A 26785-nucleotide genomic window follows, 5' to 3' on the forward strand; every position below is an offset into this window, starting at 1 on the left:
CGCCGCGGACGGCTCGGCGGCGGGCGCCGCGTACGGCTCAGCGGCGGCGTACGGCCACGAAGCGGACCGGGGTGCCCGGCAGGGCCTGCGCGGCCGCCGGCAGGTCGGCCGTCCGGACCACCGCGATCACCGGGTAGCCCCCGGTGGTCGGGTGGTCGGCCAGGAACACCACCGGCCGGCCGTCGGGCGGGACCTGGACCGCGCCCAGGACCATGCCCTCGCTGGGCAGTTCGCCGGGACGGGCCCGCTCCAGCGCGGGTCCCTCCGTGCGCAGCCCGATGCGGTTGCTCGCCGACGACACCCGGAACGTGCGGTCGGTGAGGTCGCGGACGGCTCCCGGCGTGAACCAGTCGTCGCGCGGACCGAGCGTGACCCGCAGGACGAGTTCGGCGGGCGGGGACGGCTGCGGGGCGACGTCCACGCGCGCGTGCGCGGGAGAAGGGTTTCCCAGCGGCAGCACCGCCCCGTCCGCGAGCGGCGCGGGGCCGAGACCGGACAGCAGGTCCGTGGAACGGCTGCCGAGCACCGGCTCGACGGCGATGCCGCCGCACACGCCCACGTAGCCGCGCACTCCCCGTTCGGCCGCCCCCACCTCCAGCACCTCCCCGGCGGGCACCACGACCGGAGCACCCCAGGCGACCGGACGTCCGCCCACCCGCACGGAGCACGGCGCACCCGCGACCGCCACCGTGACCGTCGAACGCGGGCGCAGGGCACAGCCGGTGAGCGTCGTCTCCAGCACGGCGGCGTCGGGAGCGTTGCCCACCAGCCGGTTGGCGAGCGCCGCCGCGGGCGGGTCGAGCGCCCCGGAGCGGGGCACACCGAGGTGGGCGTACCCGGGCCGCCCCCGGTCCTGCACCGTGGTCAGGGCTCCGGCCCGTACGACGACGAGCGCCCGGTCGGTCATACGTCCCCCACCGGTACGAAGCGGACGCGCGCGCCCGGTGACAGCAGCGCGGCCGGCACGCGCGCGTGGTCCCACAGCACCGCGTCCGTCGTGCCGATCAGCTGCCAGCCGCCCGGCGACGACCGCGGGTACACGCCCGTGTAGGGGCCCGCCAGCGCCACGGCACCGGCCGGGACGGACGTGCGGGGGGTCGCCCGGCGCGGCACCTCGTGGTGCGGCGGCAGCCCGGTGAGATAGCCGAAGCCGGGAGCGAATCCGCAGAAGGCGACGGTGAACTCGGTGGCCGCGTGGATGCGCGCCACCTCGTGCTCGGGAACCCTCCAGTGGGCGGCGACATCGGCGAGGTCCGGTCCGTCGTAGCGGACCGGGAGCTCGACGACGTCACGCGCGCGTGGGGGAGCGGACGGCACCTCCGCGGCAGTCAGCTCGGCGGCCAGGCGTTCCAGGTCGTCGAGGCCGTCGAGGAGCACTGTGCGGGCGGCCGGCACGATCTCACGGACGGACAGCAGACCCTCCGCCCGGCGCCGCAGCAGCTCCGCGTGCAGTGCCTGGGCCTCCTCGCCCGAGGCGAGTTCGACCAGCAGCCCCCGGTCGCCGACCGGCAGAGTCCTCATGCGAAGGCCTCCACGGTCACGCCGGACGCCACCAGCCGCTCGCGCACCCGGCGGGCCAGTTCGACCGCGCCGGGCGTGTCCCCGTGCAGGCACAGGGAGCGGGCACGGACCTCGATGCGCGCGCCGGAATGCGCGGTGACCGTGCCGGAGCGCGCCAGTTCCACCGAGCGCTCCACGACCGCTTCGGGGTCGCTGACCACCGCACCGTCCCCGCCGCGTGGCACGAGCGTGCCCTCGTCGGTGTACGCGCGGTCCCCGAACGCCTCCGTGACGGCGGGCAGACCCGCCTTGGCCACCAGGTCCAGCAGCCGGGATCCGGGCAGGCCCAGCACGGGGAGGGTGGCGTCCGCGAGGAGCACCCCGTCGACGACGGCAGCGGCCTGCTCCTCGTCGTGCACCACGCGGTTGTAGAGGGCGCCGTGCGGCTTCACGTACGCCACGCGCGCACCCGCCGCGCGCGCGAAGACCTCCAGAGCGCCGATCTGGTACGCGACCTCGGCCGCGAGCTCCGCGGGCGGCACGTCCATCGCGCGCCGCCCGAAGCCCGCCAGGTCCCGGTAGGAGACCTGCGCGCCGATCGTCACGCCGCGCTCGGCCGCCAGCTCGCACACCCGGCGCATGGTGGCCGCGTCCCCGGCATGGAAGCCGCAGGCCACGTTGGCGCTGGTGACGACGGACAGCAGGCGTTCGTCATCGGTCAGCCGCCAGCGGCCGAAGCCCTCGCCGAGGTCGGCGTTCAGATCGATCACGGTCATGGCTCTTCTACCGTGCCCTTCGTGTCGTTGCGGTCGGAGGAGGCGGTGCGGTCGGACCAGGCTGTGCGCTCGGACCAGGCGGCGCGGTCAGAACAGGCGGTGCGGTCAGAACAGGCGGTACTGCTCGTCGCGGGCGTCGGTGAGGAACATCTGGCCCGGCGCGTGGGTGATGGCGAACGGCGGGCGGGAGGCCATCACCGCGGCCTGCGGGGTGACTCCGCAGGCCCAGAACACCGGGATGTCGTCCGGCTCGGCGGTCACCGGATCGCCGAAGTCCGGCCGGCCGAGGTCGTCGATGCCGAGTGCCGACGGATCGCCGCAGTGCACGGGGCTGCCGTGCACGGCCGGGAGCCGGCTGCTCTCCCGGATGGCGGCCGTCAGATGCTCCGGTGGAACCGGGCGCATGGACACCACCATCGGGCCGCGCAGCCGCCCGGCCGGGCGGCACTGGCGGCCGGTGACGTACATCGGAACGTTGCGGCCCTGCTCGAGATGGCGGATGGGCACACCGGCCTCGGCCAGCGCCCGTTCGAAGGTGAAGCTGCACCCGATCAGGAAGGAGACCAGGTCGCTGCGCCAGTGGGCGAGCACGTCGGCCGGCTCGTCCACCAGCTGGCCGTCCCGCCACACCCGGTAGCGCGGCAGGTCGGTGCGCAGGTCCGCGTCCTCGCCGAGGACGGTGGTGAACGAACCGGCGTCCGTCACGTCGAGCACCGGACAGGGCTTGGGGTTGCGCTGGCAGAACAGCAGCATGTCGTAGGCCCAGTCGGCGGGCACCGAGATCAGGTTGGCCTGGGTGTGACCCGCGGCGACCCCGGCTGTCGGGCCCGCGAGGCCCTCACGGAAGCGGGCCCGCGCCGCCTTCGGGCTCCACGCGTGCGCGTGCTCCTCGGCGAGGACCAGGGGGCGGTCCTCGGTGCGGTCCGGTGCGGTCACTGCAGCTCCGTTCCTCGCGTCTCCGGCAGCCCGAGCAGGGCCAGCGCCGCGATGCCGTACCCGATCGCCCCGAAGACCAGCGCGCCGCCCACACCCCAGCTGTCGGCGAGGAAGCCCACCAGGGTCGGGAAGATCGCGCCCACCGCGCGGCCGGTGTTGTACGTGAAGCCCTGCCCGGTGCCGCGCACCGCCGTCGGGTACAGCTCGCTCAGGTAGGAGCCGAAGCCGCTGAAGATGGCCGACATGCAGAAGCCGAGCGGGAAACCGAGCACCAGCAGCAGGGTGTTGGCGCCGCTGGGGATGTTCGCGTAGGCCAGGATGCAGACGGCCGACAGCAGCGCGAAGAGCCAGATGTTGCGCCGCCGGCCCAGCCGGTCGGTGAGGTAACCGCCGGTCAGGTAGCCGAGGAAGGCGCCGGAGATCAGGAACGTCAGATAGCCGCCGGTGCCGACGACCGACAGGCCGCGCTCGCTCTTCAGGTACGTAGGCACCCAGGTCGCCAGCGTGTAGTAGCCGCCCTGCACGCCCGTGGACAGCAGACCCGCGAAGACGGTCGTGCGCAGCAGCCCGGGCGCCCCGTCCCTGCCCGGCCGGAAGATGGCCGCGAACGACCCGCGCTGCGGGCTCTGTTCACGGGCCGCGGTCGCCTCGGGGGCGTCGTGCACCCGGCGGCGCAGCCACACCACCAGCAGGGCGGGCAGCGCGCCGGTCCAGAACATCACGCGCCAGGCCAGGTCGTCACCGGCGTAGGAGAAGACCAGTGTGTAGACGATCGCGGCCAGCGCCCAGCCGACGGCCCATGAACTCTGGATCGCGCCGAGGGTACGTCCCCGGTTTCTGGCGCTCGCGTACTCGGCGACCAGGATCGCTCCGACCGCCCACTCGCCTCCGAATCCGAGGCCCTGCAGGGCCCGGAAGACCAGCAGCGTCTCGTAGGTGGGCGCGAAGCCGCAGGCCACGGTGAACACGGCGTACGTGATCACCGTGATCATCAGGGCCCTGACCCGGCCGACCCGGTCCGCCACGACGCCCGCCACGGCACCGCCGATCGCGGAGACCACCAGCGTGACGGTGGTGAACAGGCCCGTCTGACCGCTGTCGAGACCGAAGTACGCCGCCAGCGCCACCATGCTCAGGGGCAGCGTGAAGTAGTCGTAGGAATCCAGGGCATATCCACCGAAAGCACCGGCGAAGGCGCGGCGGCCGCGCGGACCGAGGGCGTGCAGCCAGCCCAACGGGCCGTCTTCGGCGCTGCGTCCGCCTTGCGCCGGCTGCACGCCGGGAGTCACGGACTGTGGTGGAGGGGGCGTGCTCATGGGCACCTCGCTGAGGGAGGACGGAGGGTGCTGAGAAGCGAACCGGTGCCGAGTACCGTAGAGGATCGTTCAACGATCCTTCAATACCCATGTTGTCTCGTTCTTCTGTCTGGGGTTGAATTCCAGGCATGGCAGAGCAGCTGACAGGACTGGCCGACGACCGCGCGCTCCTGGGGCGCACCAGTACCGCCGAGCGGGTCTCGGACATCCTCAGGAGCCGTATCGCCGAGGGCTACTTCCCGCCCGGCACCCGGCTGTCGGAGGACAGCATCGGCGGGGCGCTCGGCGTCTCCCGCAACACGCTGCGCGAGGCGTTCCGGCTGCTCACCCACGAACGGCTCCTCGTCCACGAGCTGAACCGGGGCGTGTTCGTCCGGGTCCTGGCCGTCGAGGACGTCGAGGACATCTACCGCACCCGCGCCCTCGTCGAGTGCGCCATCGTACGCAGCCTAGGTGAACCGCCGTACGGCCTCGGTGGTCTGGCCGAGGCCGTCGCGGAGGGGCAGCGAAGCGCGCGTGAAAACGACTGGCAGGGCGTCGCCACCGCCAACATCCACTTCCACCGCGAACTGGTGGCCCTCGCCGGGAGCCACCGCACCGACGAGCTGATGCGCAGTGTCTTCGCCGAACTGCGCCTGGCCTTCCACGTCGTGGACGACCCGCGTGCCCTGCACGAGCCGTACCTGGGGCGCAACCAGCAGATGCTCGAGGCGCTGCGGGCGGGGGACAAGCGGGAGGCGGAGCAACTGCTCGCGGTCTACCTCGACGACGCGCTCGAACGGGTCGTCGAGGTCTATCGCCGGCGGGTCGGGGAGGACGGCTAGCCGTATCGGTGGTGCCAAGGGCTCCGGTGGCCGGGGGAGTCGGTGGTGCCAAGGGTCCGGTGACCGGGGGAGGGCATCTGCGTCGTTTGGGTCGTTGTCAGACCGAGGACCTAGTCTGTGCACCGTGACTTCGCCTGCATCGACGGACAGCGTTCCGCCCCAGCTCAGCGCGGGGCCGCGCCCGGCGCCGGGCCCGGCCGCCGACGAGGGGCTGGCCCGGCGGCTGCGCGCGCTCGCCTGCACCGCGCCGCTGCACGACCTCGACGCGCGCAAGGCCAATCTGGCGGGCGAGTACTCGGTGTACGGCATGGCGGAAGTGGCCCTCGCGGCCATCGACCTCGTCACGCTGAACATGGACTTCGACACCGGCGCCGACCACGAGCAGATAGTGGCCCGGCTCATCCCGCGCATCGCCGCCCAAGCCCCGCAGCGGCCCGTCGCCGAGCACGAGCGGGTGGCCCGCTGGGTCATGGAGAACCTGATCAACGTCGGCAGCGTCGACCGCGGCTTCCGCGCGGTGTACGGCACGTTCGCGCCGGACGGCACCTACGTGCGTCGTGACTACGACTTCAAGCTGATCGAGGAGGTCCCCGGCCCCGGCGGCACCGTCTACCTCCGTACGACCGACGAGGCCGTCAACGTCCTCGTCGGCGCCCTCGACACCGATGTCACCAGCGCCCAGATCGCCGCCGAGGTCAAGCTCGAGGTGCTCATCAACCGCGGCCGCCTCGCCGACGCCCAGCTCGCCGCCGAGCAGGCCCGGTACCGCACCGTGCAGTACTCGGAGACCCTGCGCCGCGCCCTGGAGGCGACCCGGCGCAACGTCCGCGCGGTGGACTGGCTGAGCGCCGTGCCCGACATGATCGCCGAGGCCCTTGACCACGTGGCCGACCGGTACCGCCACGAGAACGCGATTCTCACCAACATCCGCAAGGCACGCGACGAGACCGAGGACCCCGGGCACAAGCGACGGGCCGCCGAGCTGGTCGACATCGTCAAGGACTGCATCCGGCGGCACACGCAACTGCAGTCCCGCCTGCTGGAGGCCGGGCCGCTGTTCCGCGCCGAGCAGGACCGGCAGGCCTTCGCCACGCCCCTGACCACCTCGGGCCTGGACCTGTACGGACACCTCGTCGCGCCCGTCCTCCCCCTGCCCCTGGAACAGGCGACCCGGGTCACGGACGCCTTCTTCGCACGCGGAACGGGCCTGCGCACACCGGTGTCCGTCCGGGTCGTCGACCTCGTCGACATACTGCTGACGCCGCCGGTGGAGCGGGAGCACCTGGGCGCCGAGATGCCGGAACCCGACCTGATCGCCACACCGGACGACAGCCGGTTCAGCGAGGAGCAACTGGCGGCGGCGACGCAGTTGCTGGACCTCCCGGCGGACGCGCCCCGACGGCTGTCCGGACTGCTGGCCGAGGCGCGGCGGCAGGACCCGGATCTGCCCTACCTGGTGGCGCTGCTGGCGGTGCACGCGGCCAGTCCGCCGGTGGGGACCGCCTACCGGCAGGGCGAGGAGAAACTGCTGTTCGCCGTGGACGACGGGACGGAACTCGACGATCCGGAGTTCGGCGGGGCCGATCTCATCGTCGGCACGGCCCTGCTGGACGCGGCGGGCATGGCGGCGGACCGGACGGAGGCCGTGTGAACACCGCCGGCCGCAGTACGTACGAATGTGAGCATGCCATCGACAAGGAGCGACAGCCGTGACCGAGCACGTCGACTGGAGTGAGCCCGAGCCTGCCGCCGCGCCGGCGGGCTCCGCCGTCACACCCGCCGACGCCGCCGACGCGGCGCGGCTCGTCTCCTTCGGGCTGCAGCCGAGGCTCCAGCCCGCCCGCGACCAGGAGTACACCGATCTGCTGCGCCGCTACCGCGAGGACCCGGCGTTCGCGCGGCTGGCCGACGCGGTCGCCACCGGACTCGGACTCGTGGTGCTGGAGGTCTCCCCCCGTGCGGGCATGGCCGTGACGGCCGCCGAGGACTCGGTGTTCGCCGTTCGCATGGGTGACTACGCGCGTCGCACGTCCGCGGACTCGGGGGACAGGTTCCTGCACGGGCTGGCTCATCTCGCCGTCGCCGCGCTCGCGTTCCCACGCCCGGAGGACCTGGCCGACGACGGCTACATCGGACGCGTCACCGTCAACGGCGTCGACGCCTTCGTCCGGCAGGCGTGCCGGCGTCTGGAGGAACGCGCCGAGGCACAGGGCGAGAACACCGACCCGGCCACCGACGCACCCGGCCTGGAGGCCGCCTGGCGGATCTGGGCCAGGCGCAGCGCGACCGGCGCCACCAAGGACGCGCGCCGGCCGGCCGCCTCGACCACGGGCATCGTGGCGAAGGCCGTGGGGTTCCTCACCGACTCCGGGTTCCTGCAGCGCACGGGCGACGAGGGCGGCGGCACCTACCGCACGACCGCCCGCTACCAGCTCCAGGTGCGCGACCTCGCGGGCAGCGCCGCCATGGCCGAACTCCTCGAACTGGGCGTGGTCCCGGTCACCGACGGCACGGCCAGCCTGCTGCCCGCCGAGGACACCGAGGACCTGGACCTGGTGGCCGAAGCCGGGCTGCCCTTCCATTCCTGAACCATCCCGACCTGCCGAAGAATTCACGCGAGAGTCCGCCATGTACGAGCTGTCCCGGGTCCGCCTCTACTCGATCGGGCCCGCCGGTGCGCGCTACGCCGACACCGTGCTTGACCTGCGGGGTGTGGGCGACCCGGTGCCCGAACCCGCGCCCACCCAGGCGGAGTTCTTCGCGGAGGAGCCGGTCGGCCCGCCGCGCCGTCCCGCGCCCGCCGGCGTGCTCTTCCTGGAGAACGGCGGCGGCAAGTCCGTCCTGCTCAAGCTGATCTTCTCCGTGATGCTGCCGGGGCACCGCAACACACTCGGCGGCGCCAGTTCCGGCGTGCTGCGCAAGTTCCTGCTCGCCGACGACTGCGGGCACGTGGCACTGGAGTGGCAGCACGTGCTGACCGGCGAGTGCGTCGTCGTCGGCAAGGTCAGCGAGTGGCGCGGACGGCAGGTGTCCAACGACCCGCGCAAGTTCGCCGAGGCCTGGTACTCGTTCCGGCCCGGCCCCGGACTGAGCCTCGACAACCTCCCCGTCGCCGAGTCCACCGCCGTACGGCCGCCCGTCGAGGGCGCGTCCGGCGCCCAGGGCCGCCGCCGCACGATGAAGGGCTTCCGGGACGCGCTCACCGATGCGGGCAAGGCGTACCCGCACCTGGAGGTGCACTGGGAGGAGATCCACGACCGGTGGATCGAGCACCTCGGTGAGCTCGGTCTCGACCCCGAACTCTTCCGCTATCAGCGGGAGATGAACGCCGACGAGGGCGAGGCGGCCGGCCTGTTCGCGGTGAAGAAGGACCCCGACTTCACCGACCTGCTGCTGCGCGCCGTCACCGACACCCGCGACACCGACGGACTCGCCGACCTGGTGAGCGGCTTCGGCAGCAAGCTGGGCCGGCGTGCCGAGCTGATCGCCGAACGGGACTTCACCGCCGGGTCCGTCGACCTGCTCGGCCGGATCGTCGAGGCCGCCGACGCCCGCTCACGCGCGCGTGACATCCACGCCGGCGCCGAGCGCCGCACCCGCAACCTGGCCCGGCGGCTGTCCGCGCGGGGCGTGCGGGAACGGGTGCGGGCCGCCGACCTGGCCCAGCGGGTGACAGCCGCCGCGCACGCGGTGACGCATTCCGAGGGCGCCCGCGAGCGCAGCGCGCTGATCGCCGCCGAACTCGCCTACCGGCACGCCTCCCTGGCGCTCGCCGGAGCCGAGAAGTCGGCCGCCGCGCAGAAGCGCGAGCTCGCCGACGCACGCACCCTGCACTCCGCCTGGCAGGCCGCCGAGGCAGTGCTGCGCCACCGCTCCGCCGCCGACCGCGTAGCCCGCGTGGCCGCCGCGATCCAGGAGGCCGAACGGGACGCGGCCCCCGCGCTCGCCGCCCGCGCCAAGGCCGCCGTCGACCTGGTACGCGCCCTGCACGCCGCCGCGGAGAGCGCCGAGAACCTCGCCAACGAGGAGGAGGAGCGCTCGGCCGGCCTGCAGGAGGTCAGCGACTCCGCCTACCGCGACTCGACCGCCGCCGCCACCGAGGCCCAGCGAGCCCGCAGTGAGGCCGGGCATCTGCGCCAGCGGCTGACCGAGGTCGAGCAGGAGACCGCAGAGGCGGTCCGCGCGGGATGGCTCGACGACAGCGCACCCGACGCCGACCCCGCACGCGCGGCCCTCGCGGCCAACGACGCCGAGAAGACCGCCGTCGCCGCCTGGGACGCGGCACGCGAAGCCGCCCGCAAAGCCACCGAACACGCGCGTGAGGCGGCCTCCGCCGAGTCCCGCGCCGAGCTGACGGCGGCCCGCGCGGCGGACGCGGCGACGGCAGCCGAGCGTTCGTACGAGGCCGAGCGCCGTCTCGCCGAATCCCTCGCGGCGGAGCAGCGGCTCGCGGAGCTGCTGAGCCTCGTGGGCGACGACGTACGCCCCGGCATCCCCCAGCCCCGGCACGACGGCGACGCCCACCCCGCTCCCTCGGCCGGTCCGGGCGGCGGCTTCCTCACAGCCGAGGAACTCGACCGCTTCGCCGACGAGTTGCGCGAGCTCCTCGACGACGCGGTCTCCACCGCCGAGCGCCACCTCTTCGAGCTGCGCACCGCCGCCGCCGACGACTCCCGGATCCTCGGTGCCCTCGGCGACGGCGGGCTGCTGCCGCCCGGACCCGACGTCCTCGCCACCGTCGAGTACCTGGGTGAGCACGGCATCCCCGCGCTGCCCGGCTGGCGCTACCTCGCCCAGGCCGTCGACCCGGCCGACCACGCGCGCGTGCTCACCGCCCGCCCGGAGCTGGTCGACGGCGTGATCATCACCGACCCCGAAACCCACGTGCGTGCCCGTGAGGTGCTCGGCGAGGCCGCGCTGCTGCCGCGGTCCGCCGTCGCCGTCGGCACGGCCGCCGCGCTGCTCGCCCCCACCCCGGCCGAGGACGCGGCCCCCGGGGGCGCTGCCCAGGTCTTCCTCGTCCCGCCGAACCCGGCCATGCACGACGAGCACGCCGCCGACGAGGAGCGGCAGGCGCTGCGCGCGCGGGCGACCGAGCGGGACGAGGAGATCCGGGCGCTCGCCGCCCGGCTGGGCAAGGACCGGGAGCTGGCCGCGCGGCTCGCCTCCTGGCGTACCGGCTGCCCGGCCGGGCGGCTGACCGAGCTGGCGCGGGCGACCGAGGAGGCGCGTGCCTTCGCCGAGGAGTCCGAGGCCGAGCTGGCGGAGGCACGGACCGTGCGGGCCGAGGCGGACGAGGCCGCCGCCGAGGCGGCGCAGGTGCGCGACGAGCGGCAGGAGGCCGCGCAGAAGGCCCGGCGTGCCGCCGACGCCCTCGCCGGGCTCGCCTTCCGGCTGCGCGAGCGCGCGGGCTGGCAGGTCAAGCTCCGTGAACTCGCCGACGAGGCCGCCGAGTCGGAGGCCCGCGCCCAGGCGTGCCTGGAGCGTGCGCGCGCCGCCGACGAGGACCGCCGCGCCGCCCAGCGCGCCGCCGACGACGCCCGCCGCACCGCCCGGGCCCTGCGCGCCGAGCGCTCCGAGATCGCAGGCGCCCCCGACGACGTACCCGAGGACGACACGGACGCGCCCAAGTCGTCCCTGCCCGCCCTCCGCGAGGCCTACCGGGCCGCATCCCAGGTGTACGAGAAGGTCGGCGTCGGGGCCGACCTGCGCGCCGAGCAGGCCCGCGCGGAGAGTGACGAGAGCGCGACCCGCGCCGAGCTGGACCGTCTCAGCAACAAGGTCCGTACGCGCGCGGAGCAGCTGCTGCAGTCGCCCGACGGCTCCGACGGACCCTCCCGGCAGGCCGCCGCGGCGCGTGCGGAGGAGCTGGTGCAGCTCCTGGAGACCCGTATGTCCAGCGCCAGCGAGCAGCTCGGCCGGCTACGCGGCGAGGCGGAGCGGCACGCCCCCGAGGACGGCGAGGCGCACACCGAGCTGCCCGAGGACCTCCTCCCGCGGGACGCCGAGCACGCCCAGGCGCTGCTGCGCACCGCCACGGCCGAGCTCGCCTCTCGCACCGAGGCGTTGACCCAGGCCCGCGAGGCGCACGCCGAGCTGGTCGAGGCCCACCGGGCCGCCGAGGACGCGGCGGGCGGCTTCGACGAGATCGCCGCGATGCTCCGCGACCTGCTGCGCGAACACGCCGCCGAGGAGGAGCAGGAGGCACCGGAGCCCTACCCCGGCGGTCTGGACGACGCCCGGCAGACGGCCGCCGAGGCCCGCCGCTCGCTGCGCGGGTGCGCCGCCGACCTGTCGGCCGCCGAGGCCGCCGTGCGGGAGGCCAGCGACGTCCTGGTCCGGCACGCCAACTCCACCCGCTACGAGCAGGTCCGCACCCCCGCCCGGCAGCAGATCCGCGAGCTGCCCGCCTCGGCGCTGCCCGAGCACGCCCAGAAGTGGGCCCAGGCCTTCGCGCCCCGGCTGCGGGTCCTCACGGACGAGCTGGAGCAGCTGGAGCGCAACCGGGACTCGATCGTGGACCGGCTGCGCGGGCTGGTGGAGTCGGCACTGGCCACGCTGCGGTCCGCGCAGCGGCTGTCCCGCCTGCCCGACGGACTCGGTGAGTGGTCGGGGCAGGAGTTCCTGCGCATCCGCTTCGAGGAACCCGACCAGGCCACGCTCACCGAACGCCTCGGCGAAGTCATCGACGAGGCGACCCGGGCCGCCGTGAAGAAGAACTCCGACCTGCGCCGCGACGGCATGTCCCTGCTGCTGCGCGGAGTCGCCGCCGCGCTCCAGCCCAAGGGCGTCGCCGTCGAGATCCTCAAGCCCGACGCCGTGCTGCGCGCCGAGCGCGTACCCGTCGGACAGATGGGCGACGTGTTCTCCGGCGGCCAGCTGCTGACCGCCGCCATCGCCCTGTACTGCACGATGGCGGCGCTGCGGTCGAACGACCGGGGGCGGGACAAGCACCGGCACGCGGGCACGCTGTTCCTGGACAACCCGATCGGCCGCGCCAACGCCACGTACCTGCTGGAACTCCAGCGGGCCGTGTCCGACGCGCTCGGCGTGCAACTGCTCTACACCACCGGCCTGTTCGACACGACCGCGCTCGCCGAGTTCCCGCTGGTGATCCGGCTGCGCAACGACGCCGACCTCAGGGCCGGGCTGAAGTACATCAGCGTGGAGGAGCACCTCCGGCCGGGACTGCCCCAGCAGACCCAGGCCGGGGAGGCGGTGCACAGCGAGATCACCGCGACACGGATGTTCAAACGGCCCGCATAGCCGTCACGCGTCGGAGCTGCACCCCGGCGTCCGGGCGGCGCATCGCACCTCAAGGGTGCGACAGCTGCCCGGCGCCGCCCCGGCGGCGTATCCGCTCCCGCTCTCGTTCGACGGCCCGTGCCGCACGCCGGGTGGCGCGCCGCTCACGCCGCAGTGAACGGGCCGTGCTGCTCGGCTCCGACACCACGCCGCCCCGCTGGTTCCACACCTGACGGGTCACCCACACGTCGACCGCGCCCCAGGTGGCCACGACCGTACTCGCCACGCTGCTGATCACCATGGGGAACGCCAGCCAGGACCCGGCCATCGTGCACAGGAAGGCCACCATGGCCTGAATGAGCGTCACGGAGATGAGAAGCACCGCCCTGACGGCCGCAGTCCGCACCGGGTCGGGCAGCCGTCGCCGCCGCGCGGGCTCCTCGACCCACAACGGCCTGTAGTAGGGCTGCTCTTCCCCCCGCGCCGAGCCGGCAGCACGGGTCGACTTCCCTTGAGACCGGTGCGGCCGAATGTCGCCCTCCGGCATCTGGGGGTCTCTCAGCTCCTTGGGGCGTACCGCCCCACCGTCCTCGGGCGCCTTGCGCCGCTCCGCCGTGCCCATCACCGTGTCACTCCCCACCGCCGGCACACGCTCGCTCCGGCGTCCGAAGACACCAACTCCCCACTGCGTGCCCGGCTTGCGCTGTTTTACGCCGCCCGGATGCGGGTTGCGGCTCCTGCAGCCGATTCCGCACTCATCTCCCGTGAGGAAGGACGAACGAAGCGTCACGAAGATTCCCGATCGCCGAAAAATTCCGGCCAACCGGTCCGCCGGAACGGCCACCCCCCACTTCCCCCGCCACCTCGATCACGGTGGCAATCTCCCGCAATGCCCGGACAACTCGCCACCTGATATCGCGAGAGCGGAAGTTCACCTTCCGGACTCGTCTTCGAGTTAACGGTGTGGCGGTAGTAGGCTCGCGCCGTTTGTTGACGCACGTCTGTACCCCCGGTCGGCGGGGGCCGAGCTGGGGGAGGCCATGCGCTTTCGCGGGAAGTCCATCCGCCGGAAGATCGTGGCGCTGCTTCTCGTGCCGCTGGTGTCCCTGACCGTCATCTGGGGCTTCGCGACGGTGCTCACGGGCCGTGAAGTGGCCCAGCTCTTCCACGTCACGGACGTCGTGGAGAACATCGGCTATCCCACCGAGGACGCCGTCCGCGTCCTGCAGCAGGAACGCCGCCAGACCCTGGTCTACCTCGCCGACCCGCGGGTGTCCGACGCTCTCTCCGCGCTCCGTCGCACCCGCACCGCCACCGACTCCGCCATCGCGAAGCTCCGTAAGGAAGCGCAGGATCCCGACGTCCGCGACGGAATGGACCAGGACGACCACGAACGCCTCACCGCCGTCCTCGACGCCTTCGAAGGCGTCGGCTCACTGCGCAGCAGTGTCCAGGAGGGCACGGTGACCCGCGCCCAGGCCCTCGACCGCTACAACCGCCTCATCGACCCGTGCTACACCCTGCTGGCCTCCCTCGACGGCGTCGACAACGTGGAGATGGACAAGCAGGCCCGCGCGCTCGTGAACATCACCCGCGCCCGCGAACTGCTCTCCCGCGAGGACGCCCTGGTCGGCTCCGCCCTGGTGGTCGGGAAGCTCACCACCGACGAGACCCGGGACGTGTCCGACCTCGTCGCCCAGCGCGACCTCCTGTACGACATCAGCCTCCCGCTGCTGCCGTCGTCGGAACGCGAGCGCTACGACCGCTTCTGGAAGAACGCCACCGCCGCGCCGCTGCGCACGGCCGAACAGGCCGTCATCGCCGACCGATCCGGAACGCCCCACGGCGTCACCGCCAAGACCTGGGACACCACCGCCGGCCGTGTGCTCGACGGACTGCGCACCCTGGACGACCAGGTCGGCGACCGCTATCAGGACCGTATCCGCCCGGAGGCCGTGAGCGTGATCGTCCAGGCGGCCGTCGCCGGCGTCCTCGGACTGGTGGCCCTGCTGCTCTCCGTCTTCCTGTCCGTACGAGTCGGCCGCGCGCTCATCCGCGATCTGCGGCAACTGCGCCTGGAGGCGCACGAGGCATCCGGTGTCCGGCTGCCCAGTGTGATGCGCCGCCTCTCCGCGGGCGAGCAGGTCGACGTGGAAACCGAGGTTCCGCGCCTGGAGTACGACAAGAACGAGATCGGCGAGGTCGGCCAGGCGCTCAACACGCTGCAGCGCGCCGCCGTCGAGGCCGCCGTCAAGCAGGCCGAGCTGCGCTCCGGAGTCGCCGAGGTCTTCGTCAACCTCGCCCGCCGCAGCCAGGTGCTCCTGCACAAACAGCTCACCCTCCTCGACACCATGGAGCGCAGGACCGAGGACACCGACGAACTCGCCGACCTCTTCCGCCTCGACCACCTCACCACCCGCATGCGCCGGCACGCCGAGGGCCTGGTGATCCTCTCCGGTGCCGCTCCTTCGCGGCAGTGGCGCAAGCCCGTGCAGCTCATGGACATCGTCCGGGCCGCCGTGGCCGAGGTCGAGGACTACGAGCGCATCGAGGTCCGCCGGCTGCCGCGCGTCGCGGTCACCGGCCCGGCCGTCGCCGACCTCACCCATCTGGTGGCCGAACTCCTCGAGAACGCCACGGTCTTCTCGCCGCCGCACACCGCCGTCCAGGTCCTCGGCGAGCGGGTCGCCAACGGCTTCACCCTGGAGATCCACGACCGCGGCCTCGGCATGGCGGCCGAGGCGCTGCTGGAGGCCAACCTCCGGCTCGCCGAGACGCCCGAGTTCGAACTCTCCGACACCGACCGGCTCGGCCTGTTCGTGGTCAGCCGGCTCGCTCAGCGCCAGAACGTCCGGGTCTCGTTGCAGCCGTCGCCCTACGGCGGCACCACTGCCGTGGTCTTCATCCCCGACGTCCTGCTCACCGACGACGTCCCGGACACCAACGGCCTCGGTTTCCGCCTCGACCGCGAGCCCCTTAGGCCGGCCACCGGCAAGGAGGGCCGTAACCCGGCGCTCACCCAGGCACCCGCGCAACCGCCCGGCGTGCCCGCATCGCCGCTGGACGGCCCGGTCGAGCTGGAGGCACCCGTCGACCTGGACGCCCTGGACGGCTACCCGGGACCCCTCACCGACGAGGGAAGCGAACGCGGAGGCCTCTTCCGCGCCCGCCGCTCGCTCGCCGGCGCGGACGACGAGGCCTGGTCCCGGGCGGGCACGCCCCGCCCGCAGGCCCCCGGAGCCGCACACCCGCCGAACGCCGACGACGCCCCCAGCGCCCCGGTGCCGTTGCCCCGGCGTCGTACGCCCAAGCTGGTCAGCTCGCACGGGCGGCCCGTCACCGAACAGCGGCCCAGGCGCGACCGGGCGGACGAGAGGCCGTTCCCGGACTCCGGACCACGCCGCCCGGAACCCGACGCGGGCCTGGCTCCACTGCCGAACCGCCGCCGCGGCGAGGCGGCGGCCCGCCGGGACACCGGACCGGCCGGCCGCGTCGACGAACGGACCCAGCACCCGGCCACGGCCCCGGACGATGCGTCGCAACAGGGCACTGCCCAGGACACCGGGCCCGGCACCGGTCCGTTGCCCAGACGCGTCCGGCAGGCCAGCCTGGCCCCACAGCTGCGGCAGGACACCGCACGGCGGGCAGAGCCCCGGACGGAGCCGGCCGAGCGTGACGCAGACGAGGTACGCAGCCGTATGGCCTCGCTCCAGCGCGGCTGGCAGCGCGGCCGTGAGGAGAACGCCGCGGGCGACGGAGCCCGGAACGGCACAGCACAAGGAACGACAGAGGGGGACGGTCGATGACCGCACCGAAGGCGACCGGCCACAGCGCGACGAACAACGGAGGGCTGAACTGGCTCCTCGACGACCTCGTCGACCGGGTGGCCAGTATCCGCAAGGCCGTCGTGCTCTCCGGCGACGGCCTTGCCACGGGGGTGTCCAAGGACATCACCAGGGAGGACAGCGAGCACCTGGCCGCCGTCGCCTCCGGCTTCCACAGCCTCGCCAAGGGCGTCGGCCGGCATTTCGAGGCGGGCAATGTCCGGCAGACGGTCGTGGAGCTCGACGACGCCTTTCTGTTCGTGACGGCCGCGGGCGACGGCAGCTGCCTCGCCGTCCTCTCCGACGCCGACTCGGACGTGGGCCAGGTCGCGTACGAGATGACGCTCCTGGTCAAGCGGGTGGGTGTGCATCTGGGCACCGCGCCGCGCACCGATCTGCCCGCCGGCGGGTAGTGGAATGACATGAGCGGAGACGGTCAAGGGAAAAGCCACTGGTTCGACGACGAGGCCGGACCGGTCGTCCGCCCGTACGCCATGACGCGCGGCCGCACCACCAGTGCGGCCCAGCACCGCCTCGACCTGATCGCGGTGGTCGTCACGGAACCCCACGCGGACGATCCGGAAGCGGACCAGACGCTGTCCCCGGAACACGTGGACATCGTCGAACTCTGTCGCGAGACGCCGCAGTCGGTCGCCGAACTCGCTTCGGAGCTCGACCTGCCCATCGGGGTGGTGCGGGTCCTCATCGGCGATCTCGTGAACGAGGAACTCGTCCACGTCAACCGGCCGGTGCCCCCGGCCGAGCTGCCGGACGAGAGTATTCTGCGCGACGTGATCAACGGCCTCCGGGCGCTGTGACCGGCGCGGAAGCGGGGTAGCGACGTGACAGGCTGGCAGTTCTGGGTCGACCGAGGCGGCACCTTCACCGACATCGTCGCGCGGTGCCCGGACGGCCGGCTGCTCAACCACAAGCTGCTGTCCGACAACCCCGCCTGGTACGCCGACGCCGCCGTGGCAGGCGTACGCGCCCTCCTCGACGGCTCCGAGGAGCCCGTCGAGGCGGTCCGTATGGGCACGACGGTCGCCACCAACGCCCTCCTGGAGCGCAAGGGCGCGCGCACCCTGCTGCTCGTCACCCGAGGCTTCCGCGACGCCCTGCGCATCGCCTACCAGAACCGGCCCCGCATCTTCGCCCGCCGCATCGAACTGCCGGAGCTGCTGTACGAACGGGTCGTCGAGGTCGACGAGCGCATCACGGCCGACGGCACCGTCCTGCGCGCACCCGACCCGGACAAGCTCGCGGGCCCGCTCCAGGAGGCCTATGACGACGGGATCCGCGCCGTCGCCGTCGTCTTCCTGCACAGCCACCTCCACCCGGCCCACGAGCGGACCGTCGGCGAGCTCGCCGCCCGCGCCGGCTTCCCGCAGATCTCGCTGTCCAGCGAGGTCAGCCCGCTGATGAAACTCGTCCCGCGCGGGGACACCGCGGTCGTCGACGCCTACCTCTCGCCCGTGCTGCGCCGCTACGTCCAGCACGTCGCCGGGGAACTCGAGGGCGTTCCGCTGATGTTCATGCAGTCCAACGGCGGACTCGCCGAGGCCGGCCAGTTCCGCGGCAAGGACGCCATCCTGTCCGGGCCGGCCGGCGGCATCGTCGGCATGGCCCGCATGTCCCAGCTGGCCGGATTCGACCGGGTCATCGGCTTCGACATGGGCGGCACCTCCACCGACGTCTCCCACTTCGCCGGCGAGTACGAACGCGTCTTCACCACACAGCTCGCGGGCGTCCGGCTGCGCGCCCCCATGCTGGACATCCACACCGTCGCCGCCGGCGGTGGCTCGGTCCTGCACTTCGACGGCTCCCGCTACCGCGTGGGGCCGGACTCGGCGGGCGCGGACCCGGGGCCCGCCTGCTACCGCGGCGGCGGCCCGCTCGCCGTCACCGACGCCAACGTCATGCTCGGGCGTATCCAGCCCGGGCACTTCCCCCACGTCTTCGGCCCCGGCGGCGACCAGCCCCTCGACGACGAACTCGTCCGGGACCGCTTCACCGCCCTCGCGCGCGAAATCCGCGAGCGGACCGGCGACGACCGCACCGCCGAGCAGGTCGCCGAGGGCTACCTGCAGATCGCCGTCGCCAACATCGCCAACGCCGTGAAGCGGATCTCCGTGCAGAAGGGCCACGACGTCACCCGCTACGCCCTCACCACCTTCGGCGGAGCGGGCGGCCAGCACGCGTGCATGGTCGCCGACTCCCTCGGTGTCCGCACCGTGCTCGTACCGCCGATGGCCGGGGTCCTCTCCGCGCTCGGCATCGGCCTGGCCGACACCACAGCGATGCGCGAGCAGTCCGTCGAGGCGCCTCTGCAGGCCGCCTCGATGCCCGGCGTGCACAAGACGGCCGACGAACTGGAGGCCGCGGCCCGAGCGGAACTCCTCGCCGGGGACATCCCGGCGGAGCGCATCCGGGTCACCCGCCGCGCCCAGCTCCGCTACGACGGCACGGACACCACCCTCACCGTCCGGCTGGCCGAGCCCGACTCCATGAGGCAGGCCTTCGAAGAACGTCATCGCGCCACGTACTCCTTCACCCTCGACCGCCCTGTCATGGTCGAAGCCCTCTCCGTGGAAGCCACCGGCATCACGGAACCCCCCGATCTGTCCGCCCTCGCCGCCTACGAGGGCCACACCGCCGCCCCGGAGACCGTCCGGCTCCACACCGGCGGCGGCTGGCGCGACGTATCCCTGTACCGCCGCGAGCACCTGCCCCCCGGCGAGTCCGTCACAGGCCCCGCGATCATCGCCGAGGCCGGCGCGACGACCGTCGTCGACGACGGCTGGCGGGCCGCGGCCACCGACGACGGGCATCTGGTCATGGAACGCACGGCGACTACGCAGAGTTCCGATCTCGACACGAAAGTCGACCCCGTCCTGCTCGAGGTCTTCAACAACCTCTTCATGTCGATCGCCGAGCAGATGGGCGCACGGCTGGAATCCACGGCCCAGTCCGTCAACATCAAGGAACGCCTGGACTTCTCCTGCGCTCTGTTCGACCCGGACGGAAACCTGGTGGCCAACGCCCCTCACATCCCCGTCCACCTCGGCTCCATGGGCACCAGCGTCAAGGAGGTCGTCCGCCGCCGCGGCGAGGCCATGCGTCCGGGTGACGCGTACGCCGTCAACGACCCGTACCACGGCGGCACCCATCTGCCGGACGTCACCGTCATCACACCGGTCTTCGACACGCACGGTGACCGAATCCTCTTCTACGTCGCCTCACGCGGTCACCACGCCGAGATCGGCGGCATCGCGCCAGGCTCCATGCCCGCGGGCAGCCGCACCATCGAGGAGGAGGGCGTCCTCTTCGACAACTGGCTGCTCGCCGAGAACGGCAGGCTCCGCGAGGTGGAGACCCTCCGCCTCCTCACCGACGCGCCCCACCCTTCCCGCAACCCCCGGACCAACCTCGCCGACCTGCGCGCCCAGATCGCCGCCAACCAGAAGGGCGTCGACGAGGTCGGCCGCATGATCGAGAACTTCGGCCTCGACGTCGTCCAGGCCTACATGCGGCACGTCCAGGACAACGCTGCCGAGGCCGTCCGCCGCGTAATCGACGCCCTGGACGACGGCGAGTACGCCTACGAGACCGACTCGGGCGCCGTCATCCGCGTGCGGGTCCGCGTGGACCGTGACGCCCGCCGCGCCACCATCGACTTCACCGGCACCTCCGCCCAGCTCGCCACCAACTTCAACGCCCCGCTGTCCGTGGTCGACGCCGCTGTGCTCTACGTCTTCCGCACCCTGGTGGCCGACGACATCCCGCTCAACGACGGCTGTCTGCGTCCCCTGGACATCATCGTGCCGCCACGCTCGATGCTCGCCCCGGAACCGCCGGCCGCGGTCGTCGCGGGCAATGTCGAGACCTCCCAGGCCATCACCGGCGCTCTCTACGCGGCGCTGGGCGTGCAGGCCGAGGGATCCGGGACCATGAACAACGTCACCTTCGGCAACGACCGCCACCAGTACTACGAAACCGTGGCTTCCGGATCCGGCGCCGGCGACGGCTTTCCAGGGGCGAGCGTCGTGCAGACCCACATGACCAACTCCCGCCTGACCGACCCGGAAGTCCTGGAGTGGCGGCTGCCCGTGCTGCTCGAGGAGTTCGCGGTCCGCCGCAAAAGCGGTGGCGCCGGGCGCTGGCGCGGCGGTGACGGCGCGGTGCGCCGCATCCGGTTCTGTGAGGCCATGACGGTCTCCACGCTGTCCCAGCACCGCCGGGTCCCCCCGTACGGCATGGCGGGCGGCTGTCCGGGCGCCCTGGGTTCCAACCGTGTGGAACGGGCAGACGGCACGGTCACCGCACTCGGCGGGAGCGACTCGGCCGACGTCGGCCCCGGCGACGTACTCGTCATCGAGACCCCTGGCGGCGGAGGCTACGGCCCGCCGTCACCCGACCCCCATCAAGCAGGAGAAGAGATCGATGATCTTCGGGCGTTCTGAGCGCGGCAAGCCCCCGGTCGAGCCCGTCACGCTCAAGATCCTGGTGGCCGGCGGCTTCGGCGTGGGCAAGACGACCCTCGTCGGCGCGGTCAGCGAGATCAGGCCGTTGCGCACCGAGGAACTGCTCACCGAGGCCGGCCGCCCCGTCGACGACACCAGCGGTGTGGAGGGCAAGCGCACCACCACCGTGGCCATGGACTTCGGCCGCATCACGCTGCGCGAGGACCTGGTGCTGTACCTGTTCGGGACGCCCGGGCAGGAAAGGTTCTGGTTCATGTGGGACGAGCTCTCCGAAGGCGCGCTCGGTGCCGTGGTCCTGGTGGACACCCGCCGTCTGGAGGACTGCTTCGCCGCCGTCGACTACTTCGAGCGACGCGCCATCCCCTTCCTCGTCGGTATCAACTGCTTCGAGGGAGCCGCCCGTTACCCGGTCGAGGACGTCCGTCAGGCCCTCGACCTCGACGACGACGTACCGCTCGTGCTGTGCGACGCCCGCGACCGTGAGTCCGTCAAGGACCTGCTCATCGGCGTCGTCCGGCATGCGATGGCGTACGCGGCCGACACCCGTCAAACCGTCACCATGTGACGCACCGTCAGGCCACGGCGCGGCCCGTACCCCCGCCGACCGGGGTACGGGCCGAGGTTCTGTGCGGGTGCCCGCGCACACGCCCGCGTATGCGGCACGCGTGCGTGGAACTCACCCACAACCGGTGCGGCGGGATGCAGCCGTCCGCGGTGCCGGCTAGCCGGCGCCCTCCTCCAGCCAGCCGAAGCTCTTCTCCACGGCCTTGCGCCAGTTGCGGTACTCGCGGTCCCTGACGGGCGCTGCCATGGCGGGCGTCCACTCCGCGTCCTTCTGCCAGTGCGCCTTCAGCTCGTCGAGGTCGTTCCACACCCCCGTGGCGAGGCCGGCCGCGTACGCGGCGCCCAGGCAGGTCGTCTCGGAGACCCGGGGCCGGATCACCGGCACCCCGAGGACATCTGCCTGATGCTGCATGAGCAGATTGTTCTTGGTCATGCCGCCGTCCACCTTCAGGGTCGTGATCCGCACCCCGGAGTCCTGGAACATGGCGTCCACGACCTCCCGTGTCTGCCAGCTCGTCGCCTCCAGGACCGCGCGCGCGAGATGGGCCTTGGTCACGTAACGGGTCAGGCCCGTGACGACCCCGCGTGCGTCGGCGCGCCAGTACGGGGCGAACAGGCCCGAGAACGCGGGCACGATGTACGCGCCGCCGTTGTCCTCGACACTCGCCGCGAGCGTCTCGATCTCGTCGGCCGTGCGGATGATGCCGAGTTGGTCGCGGAACCACTGCACCAGCGCGCCCGTGATCGCGATCGACCCCTCCAGGCAGTAGACCGGGGCCTCGTCGCCGATCTTGTAGCCCATGGTGGTCAGCAGCCCGCTCTTGGAGGGAACCGGCCGGTCGCCGGTGTTGAGCAGCAGGAAGCTGCCCGTGCCGTAGGTGTTCTTCGCCGTCCCCACGTCATAGCAGGCCTGGCCGAAAACGGCGGCCTGCTGGTCGCCCAGCGCCGACGCGACGGGTACGCCCGCGAGCTGGCCGACCGCAGTGCCGTAGACCTCGGCCGAGGACCTGATCTCGGGAAGGACCGCTTCGGGCACGTCCATCGCGGACAGGATGGACGCGTCCCACTGCAGCGTCCGAAGGTTCATCAGCATGGTGCGTCCGGCGTTGGTCACGTCGGTGACGTGCCGTCCGCCGTCCGTGCCTCCGGTGAGATTCCAGATCAGCCAGGAGTCGATGGTCCCGAAGGCGATCTCCCCACGCTCGGCGCGATCCCTGAGCCCCGGCACGGTGTCCAGCAACCAGGCCGCCTTGGGGCCGGAGAAGTAGCTCGCCAGCGGCAGCCCCGTCTGCTCGCGGAAACGGTCCTGCCCGTCGCTGCCGCCCAGTTCGTGGCACAGGGACGCGGTGCGGGTGTCCTGCCAGACGATCGCGTTGTGCACGGGTTTGCCGGTGGCCCGGTCCCACAGGACCGTCGTCTCGCGCTGGTTGGTGATACCGAGTGCGCTGACCTGGTCGGCGCGCAGCCCCGCCTTGGCGATGGCCCCGGCGACCACCGCCTGGACCTTGGACCAGATTTCGGTGGCGTCGTGCTCCACCCAGCCCGGCTTCGGGAAGATCTGGCGGTGCTCGCGCTGGTCCACGGCGACGATCCCACCACTGTGGTCGAAGATGATGCAGCGGCTGGAGGTGGTGCCCTGGTCGATCGCGGCGACGTACTTCTCGGCGTTGTCCGTCATGGCTGCCCCTTGGTCGCTGGGTCAGAAGGCTGCTTTGTAGATGAGGCCCGCGAGCGTCCCGCCGATCAGCGGGCCGACGACCGGGACCCAGGCGTAACCCCAGTCGGAGCTGCCCTTGTTGGGAATCGGCAGGAAGGTGTGCACGATGCGCGGGCCGAGGTCGCGCGCGGGGTTGATCGCATAGCCGGTCGGCCCGCCCAGGGAGAGGCCGATACCGGTCACCAGCAACGAGACGATCAGCACGGTGGTGCCGGACTCGCCGAGCCCCTTGGTCAGCCCGAAGGCGAGGATTGGCAGGACCAGGGCGATCGTCGCGATGATCTCCGTGATCAGGTTGGCGACGGGATTGCGGATCTCCGGGATGGTCGAGAAGATGCCCAGGGTGGGCACCGGTTCGTCGGCGGTTCCCTCGGTGGTGCCTTCCGTACGGACGTTGGCCTGGAACTGGGCGAGGTAGACCAGGTAGGCCAGGACGGCACCGAGCATCGCACCGACGATCTGGCCCAGCAGGTAGAGCCAGACCTTGCCCCACTTGCCGGTGTCGACGGCGATGCCGATGGTGACGGCGGGGTTGAGCTGACCCCCGGACAGCGGAGCGGCGGTGTACGCGCCGGCCAGTACCGCGAATCCCCAGCCGAAGGCGATCACCACCCAGCCCGAGGCCCGTGCCTTGGAGTATCTGAGGGTGACCGCGGCGCAGACGCCGGCACCGAACAGAATGAGGATCGCGGTGCCGATGACCTCGCCGACGAATATGTCCTGATTGCTCATTGCGGCTCCTGGGCGCTGGTCCGGGGGAACCGGCGCGGTGGCCCGGCCCCGGGTGCAGGGACGTTTCCCTTGGCGACTTCAGCCGAAGGCAGGGAAGGTCCCGCGCCCCGCCCGGCGTCCGTGACGAGCGTGCCTCTGCAGCCGAATCGCTGGTGGGGGAGCGGGTCGTGGCTCAGGAGCAACCCGCGCGGCGCCATGCCTGATTGCGCCGGGAATGTACGGCGATGTCGACCGACACGGGAAGTGTTCACCGGTGCTCCGGGAGCGTCAAGGCTGCCGACGCAGGCGGTGACAACCACTTGCGGGGAGGGGTCCGTCCTCTCAGCCCAGTGGCTCCGCGGCGGCGCACCCGGCCTGGGCGGCCGTCGCGGCGGAACCGCGCCGGATCCGGTGACCCGCCGGTCCGGCACACCCGAGCGCCCTGACACCCCGTCGTCCCCGGCACGCCGGCCCCGGCGCCCGGCTTCTCAGCGGACCGCGACGACCGACGATCCGTGCCCGAACAGACCCTGGTTCGCGGTGATCCCCACCTGCGCTCCGGCGACCTGCCGGTCTCCGGCGTGGCCCCGCAACTGCAAGGTCAGTTCGCAGACCTGGGCGATCGCCTGGGCCGGCACCGCCTCGCCGAAGGAGGCGAGCCCGCCACTGGCGTTCACCGGTGTCCGGCCGCCCAGGGCCGTGGCGCCTTCCCGCAGCAGCTTCGCGCCCTCGCCCTCGCCGCACAGGCCCAGGTCCTCGTACCACTGCAGTTCCAGAGCAGTGGAGAGGTCGTACACCTCGGCCAGGGACAGGTCCTCCGGCCCGATTCCGGCCTCCTCGTAGGCGGCCAGGGCGATCGAGGCCCGGAACGTCTCGTCCGGGGGCGCCACCCCGGCCGCGGAGTCCGTGGCGATGTCCGGCAGGTCCAGCACGCTGTTCGGGTAACGCGGTGTCACCGTGGACACCGCGCGGATCCGCACTGGCGCGGTGACGCTGTGCCGGCGCGCGAAGTCCGTGCTGGACAGCACCAGCGCCGCACCTCCGTCGGAGGTCGCGCAGATGTCGAGCAGCCGCAGCGGATCGGCGACCATCGCGGAGCCGGCCACATCCTCGAGGGTCACCCGCTTGCGGTACCGCGCGTACGGGTTCAGCGCCCCGACCGCCGCGTTCTTGACCTTGACCAGCGCGAAGTCCTCCGGGGTGTCCCCGTGCACCGCCATCCGCCGGCGCGCGTACAGCCCGAAGTAGGCCGGGTTCGTCGCACCGAGCAGCCTGAACCGCAGCCAGTCCGGATCGTCGGGCCGGTCTCCGCCGCCCGGCCGGAAGAAGCCCTTGGGAGCCGAGTCCGCGCCCACCACCAGTACCGGGTCCGCGAGCCCGGCGAGGATCTGCGCCCGGGCCGTGGCGATGGCCTGCGCCCCGGAAGCGCATGCCGCGTACACACTGGCGACCCGGGCGCCCTGCCAGCCCAGGGCCCTGGCGAACGCGGCGCCCGCGACATACCCCGGATATCCCCCGCGCACCGTGTCGGCGCCCACGATCGAGCGGATGTCCCGCCAGTCCAGTCCGGCGTCCGCCAGGGCCGTCCGGGCCGCCGCCGCGCCGTACTCGACGAAGCCGCGACCCCATTTGCCCCACGGATGCATGCCCACGCCGAGCACCGCCACGTCCGCGGTCACGCCGTCACCTCCGTCGGCCTCCAGCGCCAAGTCGTCCAGGTCGTCCCCGGGTCCTCGAACAGCACTCCCGGGACGACCTCCACCTCCATGCCCACCGTCAGGTCGGTCACGGTGATCCCGGGTACGGCTTGCCCCAGCACGACGATCCGCTCGGACTCCAGCTCCACGGCGATCAACGTGTACGGCTCCCAGGGAAGTTCCGGATCGCTCACATAGGGTGACGGCGGCCGGTACCGGCCGTCGGTGTACGACCAGATCCGGCCCCGCCGCGACAGCGGTACCTCCTCGAGGGCGCCGCCACGACACCCGGGGTTGCGGCAGTGGGTGTCCTCCCGGGGGAAGAAGACCGAGGCGCAGAGCGAGCACCGCGTGCCGAGGAGCCGGAAACCGTCTCCCTCACCGGTGAACCAGCCGGCGACCGCAGGTGTGCGTTTTGGCGACAAGGTCCCTCCCTCGCAACTCATCTGACGGATCGTCAGCAGTGTGCCACGGGTAACCGGAAAACGGCAGGCCGTCCCACAGAACCGGACGGTCCCCTACGGCGTCGTGTAATCGGGAGGGGTGGCCGGGGCCGACGGGGGTGGTTCCGGCCACCCTTCCGTTTCCTTACGACGCGGAGTCCGGCTGCTTCCGGAAGACGCCCTTCCTGCGATCGGATACAGTCCGCGCGTGTCCGAGAATCAGCAACCATCTGTCAACTCCGTGCCGAACTCGCACTGTTCGAGCTGCGGAGCGCCCTACGGAGAGGAAGTCTCCGGCTGGCCCCGCACCTGCTCCTCCTGTGGGACCGTCACCTACCGCAATCCACTGCCGGTCGCTGTCGCCCTCCAGCCCGTGTACGACACGAAGGGCACCGCCCTGGTCGTCATCACCCGGACCGTCACCCCCGCGCGCGGGGGTACGGCACTGCCGGGCGGCTTCATCGACGACCGTGAGGACTGGCGGCAGGCCGTCGTCCGCGAACTCAAGGAGGAGACGGGCATCGAGGCGGCGGCCCGCGACGTCCGCCTGGCCGACGCCATGAGCTCGCCCGACGGACACCTCCTGCTGTTCGGGCTCCTGCCGGAACGCCCCGCCGAAGGGCTGCCGCAATCCGGACCTACGGACGAGACAGAGGGCTGGCACCTGCTGCGCAGGCCGGAGGAGCTCGCCTTCCCGCTGCACACGCTGGCCGCGCGGGCATGGTTCGAGGGCCGCTACCTCTGACCGGTC

The 26785-nt window shown here is 72.5% G+C and carries 20 protein-coding genes; 10 read left to right on the forward strand and 10 right to left on the reverse strand.

Going from position 1 to position 26785, the window contains the following annotated elements; genetic code table 11:
• Positions 1-37 precede the first annotated feature (37 nt).
• From ACFYZQ_RS18600 to ACFYZQ_RS18620, 5 genes are all read right to left on the reverse strand, one after another.
• Positions 38-907: a biotin-dependent carboxyltransferase family protein gene (locus tag ACFYZQ_RS18600; RefSeq protein WP_389148389.1), complete on the reverse strand. Its 870-nt coding sequence runs from the start codon at positions 905-907 to the stop codon at positions 38-40.
• A complete protein-coding gene (locus tag ACFYZQ_RS18605; protein WP_389148391.1) occupies positions 904-1521 on the reverse strand; it encodes an allophanate hydrolase subunit 1 in 618 nt (205 codons plus the stop codon). The genes ACFYZQ_RS18600 and ACFYZQ_RS18605 overlap by 4 nt, the downstream gene beginning before the upstream one ends.
• Positions 1518-2276: a LamB/YcsF family protein gene (locus ACFYZQ_RS18610; protein ID WP_389148393.1), complete on the reverse strand. Its 759-nt coding sequence runs from the start codon at positions 2274-2276 to the stop codon at positions 1518-1520. Before ACFYZQ_RS18610 ends, ACFYZQ_RS18605 begins: the two co-directional genes overlap by 4 nt.
• Positions 2277-2381: 105 nt before the next feature.
• Positions 2382-3212 (reverse strand): putative hydro-lyase, encoded by an 831-nt coding sequence (locus ACFYZQ_RS18615; RefSeq protein ID WP_389148396.1) that lies wholly within the window; start codon positions 3210-3212, stop codon positions 2382-2384.
• The gene (locus ACFYZQ_RS18620; RefSeq protein ID WP_389148399.1) at positions 3209-4528 is read right to left on the reverse strand and encodes an MFS transporter; all 1320 of its coding nucleotides are present in this window, start codon (positions 4526-4528) and stop codon (positions 3209-3211) included. The genes ACFYZQ_RS18615 and ACFYZQ_RS18620 overlap by 4 nt, the downstream gene beginning before the upstream one ends.
• A gap of 128 nt (positions 4529-4656) precedes the next feature.
• On the opposite strand from ACFYZQ_RS18620, the gene ACFYZQ_RS18625 reads away from it, so the two are divergent.
• The 4 genes from ACFYZQ_RS18625 to ACFYZQ_RS18640 all read left to right on the forward strand — a co-directional run bounded on the left by ACFYZQ_RS18625 (position 4657) and on the right by ACFYZQ_RS18640 (position 12618).
• Entirely contained in the window at positions 4657-5352 is a 696-nt protein-coding gene (locus ACFYZQ_RS18625; RefSeq protein ID WP_389148401.1) for a GntR family transcriptional regulator, read from the forward strand.
• A gap of 124 nt (positions 5353-5476) precedes the next feature.
• On the forward strand, positions 5477-7003 hold the full coding sequence (locus ACFYZQ_RS18630) for a hypothetical protein (RefSeq protein ID WP_389148404.1): 1527 nt from the start codon (positions 5477-5479) through the stop codon (positions 7001-7003).
• Between the two features lie 58 nt (positions 7004-7061).
• The gene (locus tag ACFYZQ_RS18635; RefSeq protein WP_389148407.1) at positions 7062-7940 is read left to right on the forward strand and encodes a hypothetical protein; all 879 of its coding nucleotides are present in this window, start codon (positions 7062-7064) and stop codon (positions 7938-7940) included.
• Positions 7941-7980: 40 nt separating this feature from the next.
• Positions 7981-12618 (forward strand): hypothetical protein, encoded by a 4638-nt coding sequence (locus tag ACFYZQ_RS18640; protein ID WP_389148410.1) that lies wholly within the window; start codon positions 7981-7983, stop codon positions 12616-12618.
• 49 nt (positions 12619-12667) lie between these two features.
• Here ACFYZQ_RS18640 and ACFYZQ_RS18645 read toward each other — a convergent pair whose 3' ends face one another.
• Complete coding sequence (locus ACFYZQ_RS18645) at positions 12668-13219, reverse strand: hypothetical protein (protein WP_389148503.1); 552 nt, start codon at positions 13217-13219, stop codon at positions 12668-12670.
• Between the two features lie 418 nt (positions 13220-13637).
• Here ACFYZQ_RS18645 and ACFYZQ_RS18650 point away from each other — a divergent pair, with 418 nt between their 5' ends.
• From ACFYZQ_RS18650 to ACFYZQ_RS18670, 5 genes are read left to right on the forward strand one after another with little or no spacing between them, the layout of a single operon-like run.
• Entirely contained in the window at positions 13638-16403 is a 2766-nt protein-coding gene (locus ACFYZQ_RS18650) for a nitrate- and nitrite sensing domain-containing protein (protein ID WP_389148412.1), read from the forward strand.
• Positions 16400-16834, forward strand: a complete 435-nt coding sequence (locus ACFYZQ_RS18655) for a roadblock/LC7 domain-containing protein (RefSeq protein WP_388794149.1) — start codon at positions 16400-16402, stop codon at positions 16832-16834. The genes ACFYZQ_RS18650 and ACFYZQ_RS18655 overlap by 4 nt, the downstream gene beginning before the upstream one ends.
• Before the next feature lie 9 nt (positions 16835-16843).
• Positions 16844-17239: a DUF742 domain-containing protein gene (locus ACFYZQ_RS18660; RefSeq protein ID WP_388794147.1), complete on the forward strand. Its 396-nt coding sequence runs from the start codon at positions 16844-16846 to the stop codon at positions 17237-17239.
• A 24-nt stretch (positions 17240-17263) separates the two neighbouring features.
• Positions 17264-20881 carry a hydantoinase B/oxoprolinase family protein gene (locus tag ACFYZQ_RS18665; RefSeq protein WP_389148415.1) on the forward strand — a complete coding sequence of 1206 codons (3618 nt, stop codon included), beginning with the start codon at positions 17264-17266 and terminating at the stop codon, positions 20879-20881.
• Positions 20862-21467 (forward strand): ATP/GTP-binding protein, encoded by a 606-nt coding sequence (locus tag ACFYZQ_RS18670; protein ID WP_389148418.1) that lies wholly within the window; start codon positions 20862-20864, stop codon positions 21465-21467. Before ACFYZQ_RS18665 ends, ACFYZQ_RS18670 begins: the two co-directional genes overlap by 20 nt.
• Positions 21468-21623: 156 nt before the next feature.
• Here ACFYZQ_RS18670 and glpK read toward each other — a convergent pair whose 3' ends face one another.
• The 4 genes from glpK to ACFYZQ_RS18690 all read right to left on the reverse strand — a co-directional run bounded on the left by glpK (position 21624) and on the right by ACFYZQ_RS18690 (position 26016).
• On the reverse strand, positions 21624-23144 hold the full coding sequence (gene glpK, locus ACFYZQ_RS18675) for a glycerol kinase GlpK (protein ID WP_389148420.1): 1521 nt from the start codon (positions 23142-23144) through the stop codon (positions 21624-21626).
• 21 nt (positions 23145-23165) lie between these two features.
• Entirely contained in the window at positions 23166-23915 is a 750-nt protein-coding gene (locus tag ACFYZQ_RS18680; RefSeq protein ID WP_389148423.1) for an MIP/aquaporin family protein, read from the reverse strand.
• A 467-nt stretch (positions 23916-24382) separates the two neighbouring features.
• Entirely contained in the window at positions 24383-25573 is a 1191-nt protein-coding gene (locus ACFYZQ_RS18685; RefSeq protein ID WP_389148425.1) for a lipid-transfer protein, read from the reverse strand.
• The gene (locus ACFYZQ_RS18690) at positions 25570-26016 is read right to left on the reverse strand and encodes a Zn-ribbon domain-containing OB-fold protein (protein WP_389148427.1); all 447 of its coding nucleotides are present in this window, start codon (positions 26014-26016) and stop codon (positions 25570-25572) included. The genes ACFYZQ_RS18685 and ACFYZQ_RS18690 overlap by 4 nt, the downstream gene beginning before the upstream one ends.
• 226 nt (positions 26017-26242) lie before the next feature.
• Here ACFYZQ_RS18690 and ACFYZQ_RS18695 point away from each other — a divergent pair, with 226 nt between their 5' ends.
• Positions 26243-26779: an NUDIX domain-containing protein gene (locus tag ACFYZQ_RS18695; protein ID WP_389148429.1), complete on the forward strand. Its 537-nt coding sequence runs from the start codon at positions 26243-26245 to the stop codon at positions 26777-26779.
• The last annotated feature ends 6 nt before the right edge of the window (positions 26780-26785 follow it).

It is taken from the genome of Streptomyces sp. NPDC001843 (assembly GCF_042891955.1).
Lineage (GTDB): Bacteria > Actinomycetota > Actinomycetes > Streptomycetales > Streptomycetaceae > Streptomyces.